Origin of the sequence: Thermorudis peleae (assembly GCF_000744775.1) — a bacterium.
Taxonomy (GTDB): Bacteria; Chloroflexota; Chloroflexia; order Thermomicrobiales; family Thermomicrobiaceae; genus Thermorudis; species Thermorudis peleae.
Genome location: NZ_JQMP01000003.1, coordinates 1354547 through 1370440, shown reverse-complemented (window position 1 = coordinate 1370440; position 15894 = coordinate 1354547). Strand labels below are relative to the sequence as shown.

General features: G+C 60.0%; 18 protein-coding genes. 6 read left to right on the top strand and 12 right to left on the bottom strand.

Annotated elements, in window-relative coordinates:
* The first annotated feature begins 54 nt into the window (after positions 1–54).
* Positions 55–507, top strand: coding sequence for a DnaJ family domain-containing protein (locus N675_RS14475; protein WP_051914518.1), 453 nt, complete (start codon positions 55–57; stop codon positions 505–507).
* Here the strand turns inward: N675_RS14475 and N675_RS09275 are convergent.
* The 5 genes from N675_RS09275 to lepB form a co-directional block, all read right to left on the bottom strand.
* A complete protein-coding gene (locus N675_RS09275) occupies positions 489–722 on the bottom strand; it encodes an anti-sigma factor family protein (RefSeq protein ID WP_038039095.1) in 234 nt (77 codons plus the stop codon). The genes N675_RS14475 and N675_RS09275 overlap by 19 nt on opposite strands.
* Positions 723–726: 4 nt before the next feature.
* On the bottom strand, positions 727–1287 hold the full coding sequence (locus tag N675_RS09270; protein ID WP_231577991.1) for a sigma-70 family RNA polymerase sigma factor: 561 nt from the start codon (positions 1285–1287) through the stop codon (positions 727–729).
* 72 nt (positions 1288–1359) lie between these two features.
* Positions 1360–1698, bottom strand: a complete 339-nt coding sequence (locus tag N675_RS09265) for a hypothetical protein (protein WP_038039092.1) — start codon at positions 1696–1698, stop codon at positions 1360–1362.
* Positions 1699–1737: 39 nt separating this feature from the next.
* A complete protein-coding gene (locus N675_RS09260; protein ID WP_038039091.1) occupies positions 1738–2274 on the bottom strand; it encodes a bifunctional nuclease family protein in 537 nt (178 codons plus the stop codon).
* Positions 2275–2387: 113 nt separating this feature from the next.
* Positions 2388–3086, bottom strand: a complete 699-nt coding sequence (gene lepB / locus N675_RS09255) for a signal peptidase I (RefSeq protein WP_038039089.1) — start codon at positions 3084–3086, stop codon at positions 2388–2390.
* 109 nt (positions 3087–3195) lie between these two features.
* On the opposite strand from lepB, the gene N675_RS09250 reads away from it, so the two are divergent.
* On the top strand, positions 3196–5067 hold the full coding sequence (locus N675_RS09250) for an outer membrane protein assembly factor BamB family protein (protein ID WP_051914517.1): 1872 nt from the start codon (positions 3196–3198) through the stop codon (positions 5065–5067).
* A gap of 39 nt (positions 5068–5106) precedes the next feature.
* On the top strand, positions 5107–5361 hold the full coding sequence (locus N675_RS09245) for a hypothetical protein (protein WP_038039087.1): 255 nt from the start codon (positions 5107–5109) through the stop codon (positions 5359–5361).
* A gap of 48 nt (positions 5362–5409) precedes the next feature.
* Here the strand turns inward: N675_RS09245 and tatA are convergent, their stop codons facing one another.
* The 7 genes from tatA to N675_RS09210 form a co-directional block, all read right to left on the bottom strand.
* On the bottom strand, positions 5410–5598 hold the full coding sequence (tatA, locus tag N675_RS09240; protein WP_038039086.1) for a twin-arginine translocase TatA/TatE family subunit: 189 nt from the start codon (positions 5596–5598) through the stop codon (positions 5410–5412).
* A 74-nt stretch (positions 5599–5672) separates the two neighbouring features.
* On the bottom strand, positions 5673–7337 hold the full coding sequence (locus N675_RS09235; protein ID WP_051914516.1) for a peptide ABC transporter substrate-binding protein: 1665 nt from the start codon (positions 7335–7337) through the stop codon (positions 5673–5675).
* A 34-nt stretch (positions 7338–7371) separates the two neighbouring features.
* A complete protein-coding gene (secG, locus tag N675_RS09230) occupies positions 7372–7599 on the bottom strand; it encodes a preprotein translocase subunit SecG (RefSeq protein WP_038039085.1) in 228 nt (75 codons plus the stop codon).
* A 6-nt stretch (positions 7600–7605) separates the two neighbouring features.
* On the bottom strand, positions 7606–8403 hold the full coding sequence (gene tpiA / locus N675_RS09225; protein WP_038039084.1) for a triose-phosphate isomerase: 798 nt from the start codon (positions 8401–8403) through the stop codon (positions 7606–7608).
* Positions 8400–9587 (bottom strand): phosphoglycerate kinase, encoded by a 1188-nt coding sequence (locus N675_RS09220; protein ID WP_038039083.1) that lies wholly within the window; start codon positions 9585–9587, stop codon positions 8400–8402. The genes tpiA and N675_RS09220 overlap by 4 nt, the downstream gene beginning before the upstream one ends.
* A gap of 25 nt (positions 9588–9612) precedes the next feature.
* Positions 9613–10644, bottom strand: a complete 1032-nt coding sequence (gene gap, locus N675_RS09215) for a type I glyceraldehyde-3-phosphate dehydrogenase (protein ID WP_038039081.1) — start codon at positions 10642–10644, stop codon at positions 9613–9615.
* Positions 10622–12052, bottom strand: a complete 1431-nt coding sequence (locus N675_RS09210; protein ID WP_081886976.1) for a gluconeogenesis factor YvcK family protein — start codon at positions 12050–12052, stop codon at positions 10622–10624. The genes gap and N675_RS09210 overlap by 23 nt, the downstream gene beginning before the upstream one ends.
* Before the next feature lie 212 nt (positions 12053–12264).
* Here N675_RS09210 and nusA point away from each other — a divergent pair, with 212 nt between their 5' ends.
* Genes nusA through infB form a run of 3 tightly spaced genes read left to right on the top strand, consistent with a single transcriptional unit; the run spans position 12265 to position 15880 of the window.
* Positions 12265–13587 carry a transcription termination factor NusA gene (gene nusA, locus N675_RS09205; protein ID WP_038039079.1) on the top strand — a complete coding sequence of 441 codons (1323 nt, stop codon included), beginning with the start codon at positions 12265–12267 and terminating at the stop codon, positions 13585–13587.
* Between the two features lie 33 nt (positions 13588–13620).
* Complete coding sequence (gene rnpM, locus N675_RS09200) at positions 13621–14013, top strand: RNase P modulator RnpM (protein ID WP_051914515.1); 393 nt, start codon at positions 13621–13623, stop codon at positions 14011–14013.
* Positions 13991–15880: a translation initiation factor IF-2 gene (infB, locus tag N675_RS09195; RefSeq protein WP_081886975.1), complete on the top strand. Its 1890-nt coding sequence runs from the start codon at positions 13991–13993 to the stop codon at positions 15878–15880. Before rnpM ends, infB begins: the two co-directional genes overlap by 23 nt.
* The last annotated feature ends 14 nt before the right edge of the window (positions 15881–15894 follow it).

Genomic DNA, 15894 nt, shown 5'->3' with positions numbered 1-15894 from the left:
GCCGGAGAAGGTTGCGAGGGAGGCTATACTTTGGCGAGAGAATGGATCGCCAGCATGTGGTGGTACGAAAAGCTCGTCGAAGACCGGATCAAGCAAGCGCAAGAAGAGGGTGCATTTCGCAACCTGCCTGGAGAAGGTAAACCGCTGCCACGCGATGATGAGCCGCAGAATGAGTTCTGGGCGGCCCATCGGCTCTTGCGTAAGAACGGCGTGTTGCCGGACTGGCTTCAGCTGCGTAAGGAAATCTGGGAAGAAAAGCGGATCGTTTGGGAAGCCTACGACGAGTATTGGGAAGCAGCAGCACGGCTTGACCCGAATGATCCGGGCCATGCAGCTATTCTTCGCCGGCTCGAGCGGCGGTTCAGCGAGCTTGCCCGCTTGCTGAACAAGAAGATCGATTTGCACAACCTGCGTTGCCCGTCAATGGAGCACGAGCTTATTCGCATTCCCGAGGATTTAATCGCGCGTGAGCGGGCTCGACGCGCCACTCACCGTGGTTCAACGTGAAGCAGTCGCCGCACCCGTTCAACCAGCGCATCAGGAGCACACACACATCGGCCACAGGTGCCAACGCGAGCGAGCACGGCAGCCGTCTGGCGAACCTCGTCGCGGCACGCAGGACATTGCGCAAGGTGTGCCTCGACTTCGGCCTGCATCGGCGGTTCAAGTTCCCCGTCAAGATACGGGTAGAGCCATTGCGCACGATCGCGACAGCTCACCATCTCCCTACTCCCCGCAGCACCCACACGGCTGCGCAGCGGCGGGCGCCAGCACGTCTTGAAGACGCCGGCGGGCACGATGGAGACGTGACATCACGGTTCCGATTGGGATCTTGAGAATATCCGCGATCTCGCGATAGCGAAACCCTTCAACATCAGCAAGCCAGACGACTTGCCGGAATTCAAGCGGGAGTGCATCAATAGCATGCAGCACCTCTTCGACCGCAAGCTGATCGAGCACGGCTTGCTCGGGCTGTTCTTCCGGCAAGCGCTGCTGGAAATCGGCGCGTTGCTGATGCAGCGTGAAATCACTCATCGTATCCAAGGACGTCGCTACCGGTTGGCGTTGTCGGCGTCGGTAGTGATTGATAAAGGTATTCATCAAGATGCGAAACAACCACGCGCGCAAGTTTGTTCCTGGCTCGAATTGATCAAGCGCGCCAAGAGCACGGACATAGGTTTCCTGCACCAGATCTTCGGCGTCGGCGGCATTGTGTGTCAGTCGGACTGCAGTGCGATAGAGCGCATCAAGATACTGTACCGCCTCTTCCTTCAGGCGTTCCTCCACGGGCGGCACTCCTTCTCTCTGTTCCATCGGTAACGCTAGGGTACTGCGCGTGAAGAACAGCGGAGAGCAGGATCAGCGGTAGCCAAACAGCCGCTGGAAGTCACCATCGAAGTGCTCGAGGAATTCACGAATCGCCCGAACATCGTCCTCCGTCACCGGCTCAGCATGATGTTCAGGGCGATAGAGTGCCCGCCGGCGGCGGTTCAGTTCGGCAGCTGCATCCTGCTCACCGACCATTGCCGCAACGAGGCTTTGTGCCCCACAGTTTGGACACGACAGCCGAAACGCCCACATGAACGGCGTGCGACCGATCAGCGTCAGGTGCTCCGCCGCAAACGGCTGACCACAGTGAGAGCAGTGGTCCACCATGCTGAGTACGAGTGCGCGGACGTCCTCAAACTCTGGGCTCATCCTGATCCATCCACAATAGGCAACGAGTCACTCCAACCGCTACTTCTTATCGAGATCGTCAAGGTCGAGCGAGTTAATGAATTCACGGAAGACCGAAAGGTCGGCGTCAAACGAGCTTCCTTCTTCGATCCGCTCGGCCTCGGGCGGTTCTGGCTCTGCCTCAGCTTCTTCATCAGCTTCAAGCTGGACGCCAGCCCGCTCCATCACGCTCTCGTCGACGTAGATCGGCACCTTTGCGCGCACGGCAAGCGCAATGGCATCGCTCGGCCGGCTGTCGATCTCAATGCGTCGACCATTGAGGGCAATGACGATGCGCGCGTAGAAGACATCTTGCGCAAGGTCAGTGACAGCAACTTCGGTGATCTCGCCGCCCATCTCAGCAATGACCGTGCGCAGGAGGTCATACGGCAGCGGGCGAGCAGACGTGACACCTTGAATGGCCATTGCGATCGCTTCAGCCTCAAAGGGGCCAATCCAGATCGGAAGATGGCGGTCACCGCCGACCTCGCGCAAGAGCACGACACGATGTTGGGTGACAAGGCTTACTCGAATGCTTTCGACGACCGTCTCAATCATGTTCTCAGCCTTCCCTCCGCGTGCTCGGGTGCCATATGGGTTAGTGCCGGCCCGCGGCGCTGTCCTGGCATCCTCTGCTCATTCACGATTGTACAACCGGGCCAAGGCTTCCGCTACTGGAACGCATAGGCTGGGTGCGAGAGCACTTTGATCTCATCCGGCGGCCAATAGGTGATCCACGCCTTGCCGACAATAGAAGACATCGGCACAGCACCGAAGATGCGTGAGTCGCTGCTGTTGTTGCGGTTGTCGCCAAGGACGAAGACGTAACCAGGCGGCACAACATAGTCCTGATCGAGCGTAACACCACGCCAGAGTGTTGGGACATCGAGGTATGGCTCAATCAGCCGCTGGCCGTTGATGTAGACTGCGCCGTCATGAATGGCGATATGCTCACCTGGCAGGCCAATGATCCGCTTGACGTAGGGCTCACTGCTGTTGCCCGGAGGATAAAAGACGATGATGTCGCCCCGTTGCGGCGGCCCAAAGGGATACCATTCTCCATCGACGTCTTGCCCAATACTCGGAATCCAGCCGAAGAGGTGCTGGAGCGAGATGTGCATATAGGCTCGGCGATTTACGATCAGCATCTCGCCGTTATGGAGCGTGGGCTCCATACTGCTACCATCGACGCGATAGTTCAGGATCACTTCCCGAATCGCGACAAAGAGGACAAGCGCTAAGACGACCGTCTCGAGGATATCCCAGAGGACAAGACGCCGACCGGTTGGTCGGGTAAGCGGTTGTTCTGCAGACTGGGTTGCTTGGGTTGGATGCTCAACTGAAGCCGTCACTCCATGCAATTCATCCACGCGTTCCGTCTCCGAACCCTGTATGAACGCTCCCCGCTGCCGATTATACCCCCGGGACATCTATAATCGGCCACGGGCAGACTGCGTGAACAAAGCAAACGGGGGAACTGTGGGCGAGCATCAGGAATATCCACACGGCACTATTCTGGCTGGACGCTACGAACTGCTCCAGCCGATCGGTCAAGGAGGAATGAGCACGGTCTATTTGGCACGCGACCTCCACTTTCCTCACGTTGAGCGACGATGTGCTATTAAAGCGCTTGTCTCCCATAATGCCCATCCCCGGACACGAGCACTCCAACGCGCTGCCTTTGAACGTGAAGCGGCGTTGCTTGCTACACTGCGTCACCCTGCTATCCCCCAGGTCTTCGACTTTTTCACGATCGACGACGTGTCCTATCTCGTCCTAGAATACGTCGAGGGAGAAAATTTGGAGCACTATGTTGCTCGCCTGCCCGGACTGCCCTCCGAAGCGCAGCTGATCGACTGGGCGCTTCAGCTGTTGGATGTCTTATCATACTTGCATAACCAGAAGCCGGAACCCATCATCTTCCGCGACTTAAAGCCCTCCAACATCATGCGCCGGCCAGATGGCTCCCTCTGTCTCATCGACTTTGGCATTGCACGTATCTTCCAGCCGCAGCATCGCGGCACGATGATCGGCACCGAAGGCTATGCTCCACCGGAGCAATACCGTGGTATCGTCGATCCGCGTGCCGACCTCTATGCCCTGGGGGCAACTCTCTATCATTTGGCGACGCGGATCGATCCACGCGACGAGCCACCGTTTTCGCTGGTGTACCGGCCACCGCGGCAAATCAACCCCAACCTGAGTGAACAGTTCGAGGCGGTTATTCTCCGCGCGTTGGCCTATCGCCCAGAAGAGCGTTTCCCCTCAGCCGCAGCAATGGCCGACGCGATCCGCGCATGCCGCACGCCAGCAGTCACTCCATCAGCACCTATTAAGGCTTCTCACTCCCAAGACATGCAGCCTTCCGTATGTGAAGAGGAGCAACCGGACACACGGGTGCTCTGGACAGTGGCGACCGGGGATGAAGTCCGCGGCAGTGCCCGTATTGCCCAGGACACGGTTTTCATCGGCTCATACGATCGCTGTCTCTATGCCATCGCGCTTGAGAGTGGCCACGTGCTCTGGCGCTACCGCGCTGGCCGGGGAATCGTCTCGCGCCCGGTCATCAGTCATGACACAGTCATTGTCGGAGCAGAAGACGGCAACGTGTATGCGCTTGACTGCCAGACCGGAGCCTTGCGCTGGCGCTACTTGACGCCGCTGCCGATCCGTTCGTCACCAGCGCTCGCTGCGGATACGGGCGTCGTCATTATTGGTGGCGATGACGGCATGTGTTACGCCCTCGATGCGCTGACGGGGACATTGCTCTGGCGACGGCATACGCGCGGGCCAATCCGCGCCAGCCCCCTGCTTGCACAATCGCGCGTTCTTGCGGCGAGTGAAGATCGCACGGTCTATGCCTGGTCACTGACAAGTGGTGAGGAATGCTGGCGTTGTCAACTTGATGCACCAATTCTGGCGAGTCCAACCCTTGCTGCGGACCTTGTGCTGGTCGCCACACTTGGTGGCAAACTGTGGGCAATCGTCTTGGAGACTGGTGCAGTCCATTGGCAGATTACGCTTGGCCCACCGATTGTCGCGACGCCTTTGGTCTGGGGCGAGACGGTTATCGTAGGCGTGAGCGATGGTACGCTCTGGGCCGGCCATATTGGAGATGGCACTTTCCTCTGGCAGGCTAAGCTTGGATCACAAATCACCGGAGCGCCAAATGCGGACGACGTCCTCGGCTACGTTGGTACCGTTGATGGTCGGTTCGTTGCATTTACTGCCGATGGAAGCATTCGCTGGACGTACGAGGTCAATGCGCCAATCGTGAGTCGGCCAGCAATTGCTCCCCACGCCGTCATCTTCGGGGCATTCGATGGGCGGGTTTATGCCCTCCGGCGCTGAGACCGAGCATTACCAGCAGCAGAGGAAAGGAGAAGGTGGATGGGGTACCGGGTTGTCGTTCATATTTACAATGAGGATCCATTCGTTGCCGAAATCGACGCGTTGCCGAATCCCCAAGACCAGTTCTTAGTCTTGCGCAACCCACGGCGACGCGACGGCAAGTCGCTCAGCTTCGTCACCCCGGGAGCGACCCATTTCCTCTACCCCTGGACACGCATCGCCTTTGTCGAGATCCTGGACGGCGAGGCACCAACAAACGATCGGCTCATCACCTTCTTCCGTGATGAGCCGTGACCGTCTGCCGAGACAAATCTGACGCACAGAAGGCAGCTGAACGCGGTACTATGAAATGTCCTTGTGTGCAGCGTCCTGCTGCTGGCTCGCCAGCTCCTCTTCGTGGGTAGCGCGGCGGAACTCACGAATGCTGCGGCCAAGCGCACTCCCGATCTCGGGCAACTTGCCAGCACCAAAGATAATGAGCACGATAAGCAGGATCAGCAGCAGCTCTTGCCAGCCCAACGATCCAAACATTGATGAATACTCCCCTCAACTCATGGCCTCGCGCTGGCCTAGCGCAAGTATACTCGCGCCAGCGACGTCCGACACTACTTCGGTGCAACCAGGTACCAATGGATCACTTCACGGAGCCGATCGCTTGGGGAAACCAGCGGTGTGGCATCAACGCCGCCAATCGTGTCACTCACCACAAAGGGAAGGCGGGGATAGTAAAGGATCACCGCTGGCACTTGCTCCGCAAAGACACGCTGGAATTCAGCATAGAGCGCCTTGCGGTCCGCTTCAGCGGCTGTTGTGCGCGCTTGCTGAAGCAACGTATCGACTGCCTGGTTACGAAAGCCACTGATATTGGCCCCACTATCGACCTGGCTTGAACTCCACAGGGTGAAGCTATCAGGATCACCCTGTCGGGCATACCACCCATAGATTGCAGCGGTAAACTGCCGGTTGAGCAGGGTTTGTTCAAGTGCGGCCGGCGAAAGCGCTTGCACGGTCACCTGCATGTGCAACTGTCCAAGGGCACTCGCCACCGCCTGCGCTGCCGCGAGCCGCTGCGGATCATCGCTGTTGACGAGCAAGGTGAAGCGGAATGGCGTTCCATTGCGTTGGAGCACACCATTCTGATCCTGCCAGCCGGCTTCATTCAGTAATTGTCGCGCACGATCGAGATTGACAGTAGCCGGCTGCGGTGCATACGCCCAGAGCGAGGCCGGTACTGGGCTGCTCCCAGGTTCGGCAAGCTGATGCAGGGCATCCTGGACGAGATGTTGGCGATCGATTGCCAGGGCAATCGCTTGCCGAACACGCACATCAGCAAAGAGCTGATCGCGCAGGTTAAAGAAGAGCGCGGTGTAGCCCGGCACAAGTGGGGCATAGATGCGGGCATGGGAGCCAAGTGCCCCTGGCCGCAGGAGGAGGTCAATTGGCGGCGTACCAATCCCCTGAATGGCGCCGCTCGCAAAGGCTTGAGCGAGCGCCGGCACATCCGGATAGGCGCGGATGATAACCTGGTCGAGATATGGCTTCTCACCATAGTAGCCGTCGTAGCGCGCGAGCGTTACGGTCCCTCGCTCAGCGTCGAACTGCACCAGGCGATAGGGGCCGGTGCCAATTGGCGAAGTGCTGAAACTGTCGGTTGGAAGATCACGCGGCAAGACACCTGCCAGCCGATGGGCCGGCAGGATCGGGATTGAGAGGTAATTCAAGAAGGGTGAAAACGGTGCAGGCAGTGTGAAGCGCACCTCTGTTGGAGAAGAACTTGAGACAACGACGCTGCGCCAAAAGTGAGAGAGGGTTGGATCGCCGGGGAAGTCAGGTGCCTGGAGTAAGCGAATCGTGTAGAGCACATCACTGGCGGTGAACGGCGTGCCGTCGTGCCAGGTAACGTCAGCGCGGAGAGTCAGCGTGTAGGTTCGGCCGTCATCACTGAGCTTCCAGCTCGTCGCAAGGCTCGGTATCGGCTGACCACTTGCATCAAGGCCGACCAGCGGGTCAAAGAGGATCGCTGCGATATCACGCTCGATTTGCATGGTGGCGAAGAACGGATTCAGGGTCTGGGGTTTCGAGAGGGTTCCCTCAGTATAGGTACCGCCTGGACGGGGCGGGAGCGTTGCGGTTGGGCTCGGCGTCGGGCTCGGATTCAGCTGGGCCGCTGAGCCGTGGGACGAGAGCAGGTATCGCCCAAGACCAACACTCAGCGCTAGCAACACCAGGACTGTTGTGACAGCCCAGCTGGTTCGCCAGCTTCTGCGCACGCGAACAGAACCCTACCTCACGACAACTGCTTGCTTACCTCGACAACACCAGTTGTGCAACGAGCGCCAGAACAACAAAGATGGCCGCGACCACGATCGTCAACTGGAAGAGCAAGCGCTCAACCCCACGGCGAGTATGGTAAATGGCCGACGGATCGCCACCAAATGCCCCACTGAACGCAGAGCCCTTGCTCTGCAACAAGATGACCAGAATCAAGAGAATGGAAACTAAGATGAGCGCGATATAGAGTGCTGTCTCCATCGAACGTTACGCCTCCATCGTTGCCTGATCAGCCGCTTGCTGGTAGAGCGCTTCGGCGGCCTGCACAATCGCGCTGAATTGTTCCACATCCAGGCTTGCCCCGCCGACAAGCGCCCCATCAATCGCCGGCATTGCGAGAAATCCTGCCGCATTCGTCGCGTTGACGCTGCCGCCGTAGAGGACGCGCAGCGCAGCTCCATCAGTGCCGAGTTCGGCAACAACGGCACGAATCAACTGGGCCATGGCTTCAGCGTCAGCAGGCGTCGCAGGGACACCGGTCCCAATAGCCCAGACTGGCTCATAGGCGATGACGAGACGAGCAAGCCGATCCGGCGTCAAGCCATCTAGGGCCGCCCGAAGCTGTTGTGTCACAACCTCACCGGCTTGGCCGGCTTCACGCTGCGCAAGCTGCTCACCGACACAAAGAATCGGCGTCATGCCGTGGTCAAAGACGAGGCGAAGCTTGGCCGCGATTGCTGCGTCGTCTTCATGCAGGAGTAGTCGGCGTTCGCTGTGGCCAACGATCACGTAGCGGCAAAATGGTGCAAGCATATGCGCCGAGACTTCGCCAGTGAGCGGGCCATCCTCACGCGCGGCACAGTTTTGCGCGCCAAGCGCGATTGCTGAGCCCTCCAGCACCTTGCTGACTGGCACAAGCCAGATGAACGGTGGGTGAATCGCAACGTCGACTGCGAGAGATGCAGGAATCCGCTCAACGCACCCGCGAGCAAGCGCGAGCGCTTCCTCATAGCTGGTGTGCATCTTCCAGTTTCCAGCAATGAGCGGACGTCGCCCAGGCCTCATGCGTCGTGCTCCATCAAGACCTGAATGCCGGGAAGTTGCTTTCCCTCGAGAAACTCGAGCGTTGCGCCACCGCCGGTTGAGAGGTGATCAACGCTGTCGGCAAGGCCCAGTTCTTGGAGCGCGGCTGCGGAATCACCGCCGCCAACGACCGTGTACCCCTGACAGGCCGCAATCGCTTGGGCTACGCCACGGGTTCCTTCGCGGAAGGCCGGGTTTTCGTAGACACCGAGCGGGCCATTCCAGACGACGAGTGCAGCTGGCTGGATGACTGCAGCGAAGGCCGCAACCGTCTCTGGACCAATATCGAAGATGGCGGCATCGGCCGGCACCGCGTCGACCGAAACAACGGCGCGATGCGCACTGTCATCAAGGCTCGGGGCAACGACGACATCGCGCGGCAAGAGCAGCTGGACGCCACGGGCAGCGGCCTGCTCGCGCAGCGACGAGGCTGTGTCGAGGTGATCATCTTCGACCAGTGACCGACCGACCTGGTATCCAGCAGCTTTCAAGAACGTGTTTGCCATGCCACCGCCAAGCAAGATCGCATCGGCACGTTGGAGCAGTTGCTTGATCACCCCAATCTTGTCAGAGATCTTAGCTCCACCAAGGACGACGACGAAGGGATGATCGTTCGCTTCAAGGACGCGGCTCAGCGCAGTGACTTCGCGCTCCAGAAGGAACCCGGCTGCTGACGGGAGCCGTTGGGCAACACCAACGACCGAGGCATGAGCGCGGTGGGCTGCACCAAAGGCATCGTTGACGTAGCAGTCGGCGAGGGCAGCTAATTCCGCAGCGAACTCAGGGTCATTCTGTTCTTCGCGCGGATCAAACCGCAGGTTTTCCAGCAGTCCCACGTCGCCATCGCCAAGCTCACGGGCCAGCGCATGCGCTTCAGGACCAACGATGTCGTGCGCATACCGTACTGACACGCCCAGCAGCTGACTCAGACGCTCAGCAACTGGCGCGAGACGCAACCGTTCATCGACCTTGCCCTTGGGACGGCCAAGGTGCGAGCAGGCAATGACGCGAGCGCCCTGGTCACGCAGCCACTGGATTGTCGGGAGCGTCGCGCGGATGCGCGTATCATCGGCCACATGACCATCCTGGAGTGGGACGTTGAAATCAGCCCGGAGCAGGACGCGCCGGCCCTGGACGGGCAGATCGCGAAGTGTTCGGAGTCTCACGAGCCCTCTCCCTCCCCGTCGGTGCCTATGCTTCCTCGCCCTGCTCGTAGCAGCCGATCATCATGTAGTAGGCCAGATCGGCCACGCGACAGGAGTAGCCCCACTCGTTGTCATACCACGAAACGACCTTCGCCAACGTCCCATCGATAACCATGGTGGAGAGGCCATCGACGATCGTCGAGTGCGGGTCCATGCGGAAATCGCTCGACACCAGCGGTTCTTCCGTGTAATCAAGGATGCCCTCAAGTTCGCCCTCGGCAGCTTCGCGGAACGCCGCGTTGATCTCATCGACCGTTGTCGCGCGCTCGAGTTCGGCCACGAAGTCAATGATTGACACCGTTGGTGTCGGCACGCGCAAGGCAAAGCCGTCGAACTTCCCCTTGAGCTCAGGAATGACCAGGGCAACAGCACGTGCAGCACCGGTCGTCGTCGGGACGATGTTGAGCCCGGCAGCACGCGCGCGGCGCAGGTCACGGTGAGGGGCATCGAGCAAGCGCTGATCACTGGTGTAGGCGTGCACCGTCGTCATAATGCCACGGACGATGCCGAAGCGCTCGTGCAATACTTTCGCGACCGGCGCCAGGGCATTTGTCGTGCAGGACGCGTTGGAGACGATATGGTGACGCTCGGGATCGTACTGCTCGTGATTGACGCCGATCACAATCGTGATGTCCTCGTTCTTGGCTGGAGCCGTGATGATCACCTTCTTTGCGCCAGCGTCGAGGTGGGCGCGCGCTTTGGCCGCGTCGGTGAAGAGTCCTGTTGATTCGATGACGAGTTCGACGCCAAGGTCGCGCCACGGGAGATTCGCTGGATCGCGCTCGGAGAGCACCCGAATCGTCATGCCATCAATATCAAGGCCATTCTCCGTTACCTCGACATCACGATCGTAGATGCCATATGTTGAGTCGTACTTCAGAAGATGCGCAAGGACATCAGGGGTCGTAATGTCGTTGATGGCGACAACCTCAAAATCCTCATCGTAGATATCAAGGAGCACTTTCAAGACCTGGCGGCCGATGCGGCCAAACCCGTTAATCCCTACGCGTACTGCCATTGTCGCTCCACCCTTCCACTCCCATCATTGACACAACAGCTTCGGGGACTGCCGCACCGTTTGCGGCAATCGGGGCACTCACGAGCTCCTGCTCAGCCACTCCCCGACGCCCTGTTCGCAAGGCCTGCCGTGCAATGTCCAGCACGGCAGCGCTGAGCTTCGCTGGATCGTGGCGGACGGGAAGTTCTGTATTGACGAGGTCACGTAAGACAACGTCAACCTTGCCCTTGAGTTGATCAAGGCCATCAAGGCTCACCGCCATGACACCGAGGTTCGGGTCAAGCTTGCGCGCTGGCTCGAAATTGCTGTTCGCCAGCACATAGTCGACGCACGGGCCACCAGCGTGCTGGAAGAGCGCGGCCACATGGTCGATGACGCGGAAGCCATCAGTTTCACCACGCTGCGTGGTCACGTTGCAGACGTAGATTTTCACAGCTGGCGCGTAGCGAATGGCATGAGCAAGACCGCGCACCAGCACGTTGGGAATCACTGACGTAAAGAGGCTGCCGGGTCCAAGGACGATCACATCAGCTGACAAAATCGCCGCAAGCGCCGGCTCATACGGATCAGGATGCTCAGGATCAAGGAAGATTCGGTGGATTTTTCCACGGGCCTGCGTAATCTGCGATTCGCCGCGCACAATGCGCCCGTCGGCCATCTCGGCACAAACGGTAATGTTCTCCAGCGTCGAGGGCAGCACCTGGCCACGAACAGCGAGCACCTTCGAGGACTCGCGGATGGCGCGCTCGAAGCTGCCCGTCACCTGGGTCATCGCGGCGATAAAGAGATTCCCGAAGCTATGCCCATCAAGCGAGGAGCCGACATCGGGGAAGCGATATTGAAAGAGTTCGCTCATCAGTGGCTCGGCGTCGGCCAGTGCAACAAGGCAATTGCGAATATCGCCAGGCGGTGGCATGTTGAAGTCCGTGCGCAGCCGCCCAGAGCTGCCGCCATCATCACCCATGGTGACAATCGCAGTAATCGCGACATTGTGCGTTTTCAAACCGCGGAGGAGCGTTGAGAGGCCAGTGCCACCGCCGATCGCGACAACATGAAACTCCGGCGGCGTATTGCCAAAACGGTGGGCCTGGATAATCTCCGCCAACCCCTGACCGTCTTTCCGCTGGTCGAGAAACGGCGCAAGGAGCGAGCGACTGAGCTGGAAAATCCCGAAAACGACCAGCGAGCTACCGACGCTCAACATGAGCAACTCGCGATACGGGTGTGGAATGAACTGGAGCGTGACCGCTTGGACAAAACCAGAGATCCGCTGCGGAAAGTCGTAATTGCGATAGACCCAGGCTAAGCCCATAGCCAGGGCTAAGCTGGTCATCACCAGCCCAAGCATGAGGAGGAGCAACCATCGCTTGACGTACATCCCCGGCCGAAGCCACGCGAGGAGCTTCATCCCTACCCCCGCCACCAATCCCACCGCAGTCAGGGCTAGTATAACGCCCCCTGCCCGCCCCAACCACTCCGTACAGCGCAGCGCAGGTTTGGTATACTCTTAATGAATGGATCTGCCCTGTGCGAAGTGGGCAGCTTGCCCACTTTAATTTTTGCCTCAGCCAGCAGAACGGCACAGGTGAGATCACGCCAAAGACAAGGAGGGACACCGCGATGAAGAGCGATTTGTACACTGCCATCGCACAGATCGCTGCCGAGCGCGGCATCCCGCGCGAAGCGGTCATGGAATCCGTCCAGCAAGCGCTTCGCACGGTGTACAAGAAGATGACGGGCTCTGACGAAGAAGTCGAAGTGTTCATTGACGTGAACACTGGCAAAATTCACATTCTCGCGCCCAAGCGCGTCGTTGAACGCGTCACGGATCCTGCCCGCGAGATCACGGTCGAGGAAGCGCGCAAGGTCGACCCGAAGGCGGTCGTCGGCGATATCGTCAAGCTCGAGCGGACACCAAACAACTTCGGGCGGATCGCCGCGCAGACCGCGAAGCAGGTGATCATGCAGCGGATCCGCGACTACGAGCGCGAGATGATCTACAAGGAATACCATGACCGGATCGGCGAAGTGCTCACGGGCATCGTACACCGGGCTGATCCGCGTGCCGTCATTATCGACCTCGGCAAGGCCGAGGCAATTATGCCGGCACGGGAGCAAATTCCAAACGAGCGGTATCGCCCCGGCCAGCGCATTAAGGTGTACTTGCTTGATATCAACAAGGATCCACGCGGGCCGCAACTCGTCGTCTCACGCACGCATCCGAACTTAATCAAGCGGCTGCTCGAGCTCGAAGTGCCAGAAATCTTCAGTGGCGCGGTCGAGGTCATGGCGATCGCCCGTGAACCCGGCCAGCGCTCGAAGGTCGCCGTGGCGGCACGGCAGGAGAAGGTCGACCCAGTGGGCGCGTGCGTGGGCGTCCGCGGCGTGCGCATTCAAAACATCGTCACCGAGCTTTCCGGCGAAAAAATCGACGTCATCGAGTGGTCGCCGGACATCCGGACGTTTATTGCCAATGCGCTCAGTCCAGCCAAGCCGATCAGCGTCATTTTGAACGAGGCCGAAAAGGTGGCGCGGGTGATTGTCCCGCCGGAGCAGATGTCGCAGGCCATTGGCAAGGACGGGCAGAATGCCCGGCTGGCCTATAAGCTCACCGGCTGGCGGATTGACGTGAAAGATCGTGACTCGGTGGCCGAGGAGGGCATTTTTGCCGAAGCGGCCAGCTACCGGATGCCCGAGATGCCGCCGCAAGACTTCATGGTCTTTGGTCGCCAGCCACGCCTCGTGCGGGCTGACGGCACGATCAGCGTTCGCGAGCGTGAGTTTGGCCCGCTGCCGAGCGACCTCATTATGAAGAGCGTCGACGTCGAGTTGGTCAACGGCGTTGTCAACGTCTACTACGACCGAGAGTTGCGGGCACGGTACGACTTTGAGACGGGGCGAGCGCTACCCTTGACGGAAGAAACCGCCTCGACCGCATCCTAACCCATGCGGCCAGGCAGAAAGGAGCGCCAGCCGATGCCGGAACCGACGAAGCGGCGAAAGCAGCCACGACTGAAGCACATTCCGTTGCGCACGTGCGTGGTGTGCCATACCAAGGATGCCAAGCGCACGTTCGTGCGCATTGTGCGCACACCGGAGGGTACATTGGCCATCGACCCAACGGGCAAGCGGAATGGCCGCGGAGCCTATCTCTGCCGGCGGTTTCGCTGCTGGGAGCTTGCTGCCCAGACTGATGCCCTCGACCGGGCGTTGCGCACGACCGTGCCGCCGGAGTTCCGGGCTGAGCTGCTGCGCTACGCAGACCTGCACATTCGCCGGGACGATACCCCTGACCTTGCAACAACCTCACCGGCGTACTCTGACGCTGAGCTAAAGGAGGCGACCAATGAGCCAGAAAACCAAGCGTGACCGCAACCATGCCAGGCAACACCGGGCAGCAGCGCCAGCGGCAAAGCCGAGCGCGACCGCGACCTTGAATGGCCCGGTCGTCCTCGACAGTGTCATGACGGTCGGCGCATTCGCCGAGGCAATCGGCGTGAGCGTTGTCGACGTCATCAAAGCATTAATGCGTCGCGGCGTTCTGGCCGGTATTAACCAGCAGATCGACTACGAGACGGCGGCTGCAGTAGCCGCCGAATTCGGCATTGAGACTGAAGAGCGCACGCCAGAGACCGGCCAAGGCGTCGAAGCGCTCGAGGCGGAGCTCAAGGCAGAAGCACAGGACCCAGAAGCACAGCCACGCCCGCCCGTCGTGACCGTGATGGGGCATGTCGATCACGGGAAGACGAAGCTGCTTGACGCCATCCGGCATACCAACGTGGCGGAGGGCGAAGCGGGGGGGATTACCCAGCACATCGGCGCGTACCAGGTCGAGGTGCAGGGACGGAAAATTACCTTCCTGGATACGCCAGGGCACGAGGCCTTCACGGCGATGCGGGCACGCGGGGCCCAGGTCACAGATATCGCCGTGCTCGTCGTTGCAGCCGATGATGGCGTGATGCCGCAGACGCGCGAGGCGATCAGCCATGCGAAGGCTGCGAACGTGCCGATCATCGTTGCGATTAACAAGATTGACCTGCCGACAGCAAACCCGATGCGGGTGAAGCAGCAACTGGCCGAAATCGGAGTGATTCCGGAAGAGTTTGGCGGCGATGTCCCGGTTGTCGAGGTTTCCGCAAAGCAGCGCCTCGGCATCGAAGACCTGCTGGAGATGATCCTGCTCGTCGCTGACCTGATGGAGCTAAAGGCAAACCCCAATAAGCCGGCAATCGGCGTAATCATCGAGGCGAAAGTTGATCCCAACCGTGGGCCGGTGGCGACCGTGCTCGTGCAATCAGGCACGTTGCAGCTCCGCGACATCGTCGTCGTCGGCGGCACGTGGGGACGCATCCGTGCAATGTTCGATGACCGCGGACGGCGCGTCCGGCGCGCTGGCCCCTCGACACCCGTCGAGATCCTGGGGTTACTCGATCTGCCCGAAGCAGGCGACCGGCTTCAAGTCGTGCCGGACGAGAAGACCGCGCGCGAACTCGCTGAAGAGCACGCGCGACAGCGCCGCGCCGAAAGCGTGACGCTGCGCGCTGTTCGCCTGGATGAACTGGCGACGCGACTCAAGGAGGGCGAAACCCGTGAGTTGCGCCTTGTGCTGAAGGCTGACGTGCAAGGCTCGCTCGAGGCGATTCAGAACGCGCTCGCGAAGCTGAGCGACGATGTGCCGGACGTCGGCGTGACGATTCTCCACAGTGGCGTTGGAGCAATCTCCGAATCCGACGTGAAGCTTGCGGCAACGGCCGGCGCGGTGGTGATCGGCTTCAACGTGCGGCCGGACGTCGCCGCACGGCGCGCCGCTGACGAGACCGGCGTTGATATCCGGTATTACAACGTCATCTATCACTTGCTCGATGATGTCAAAGCGGCGCTGACTGGTCTGCTTGCTCCAGAGCAGCAAGAAGTGACCGATGGCTACGCTGAAGTGCGCGAGACGTTCCGGCTCCCCAACCGCACAGTCGTCGCTGGGCTCTATGTCGTCAGTGGCAAAGCGCTCCGCTCTTCACGCGTTCGCGTCTTACGCAACGGCGTTGTCATCCACGAAGGCACGATCGCCTCGCTGCGGCGGTTCAAGGACGACGTGCGTGAAGTCGCTGCTGGCTACGAATGCGGGATGGTGATTGACGGGTTTAATGAGGTTCAGGTTGGCGATCAGATCGAGTTCTATCATGTTGAAGAAGTGCGGCGCTCGAGCGATGGAGCGGCCAAGCGCGAAGGGCAGCGCTAGCTCATCCGCTGGGT

What these genes read in the sequence shown, in the direction of transcription:
- nusA (WP_038039079.1), top strand. Translation starts at nt 12,265, where the DNA reads ATGAAGAGCGATTTGTACACTGCCATCGCACAGATCGCTGCCGAGCGC.
- N675_RS09275 (WP_038039095.1), bottom strand. Translation starts at nt 722, where the DNA reads ATGGTGAGCTGTCGCGATCGTGCGCAATGGCTCTACCCGTATCTTGAC.
- N675_RS09210 (WP_081886976.1), bottom strand. Translation starts at nt 12,052, where the DNA reads ATGAAGCTCCTCGCGTGGCTTCGGCCGGGGATGTACGTCAAGCGATGG.
- N675_RS14475 (WP_051914518.1), top strand. Translation starts at nt 55, where the DNA reads ATGTGGTGGTACGAAAAGCTCGTCGAAGACCGGATCAAGCAAGCGCAA.
- gap (WP_038039081.1), bottom strand. Translation starts at nt 10,644, where the DNA reads ATGGCAGTACGCGTAGGGATTAACGGGTTTGGCCGCATCGGCCGCCAG.
- secG (WP_038039085.1), bottom strand. Translation starts at nt 7,599, where the DNA reads ATGGAGACAGCACTCTATATCGCGCTCATCTTAGTTTCCATTCTCTTG.
- infB (WP_081886975.1), top strand. Translation starts at nt 13,991, where the DNA reads ATGAGCCAGAAAACCAAGCGTGACCGCAACCATGCCAGGCAACACCGG.
- tatA (WP_038039086.1), bottom strand. Translation starts at nt 5,598, where the DNA reads ATGTTTGGATCGTTGGGCTGGCAAGAGCTGCTGCTGATCCTGCTTATC.
- N675_RS09260 (WP_038039091.1), bottom strand. Translation starts at nt 2,274, where the DNA reads ATGATTGAGACGGTCGTCGAAAGCATTCGAGTAAGCCTTGTCACCCAA.
- N675_RS09265 (WP_038039092.1), bottom strand. Translation starts at nt 1,698, where the DNA reads ATGAGCCCAGAGTTTGAGGACGTCCGCGCACTCGTACTCAGCATGGTG.
- N675_RS09245 (WP_038039087.1), top strand. Translation starts at nt 5,107, where the DNA reads ATGGGGTACCGGGTTGTCGTTCATATTTACAATGAGGATCCATTCGTT.
- rnpM (WP_051914515.1), top strand. Translation starts at nt 13,621, where the DNA reads ATGCCGGAACCGACGAAGCGGCGAAAGCAGCCACGACTGAAGCACATT.
- tpiA (WP_038039084.1), bottom strand. Translation starts at nt 8,403, where the DNA reads ATGAGGCCTGGGCGACGTCCGCTCATTGCTGGAAACTGGAAGATGCAC.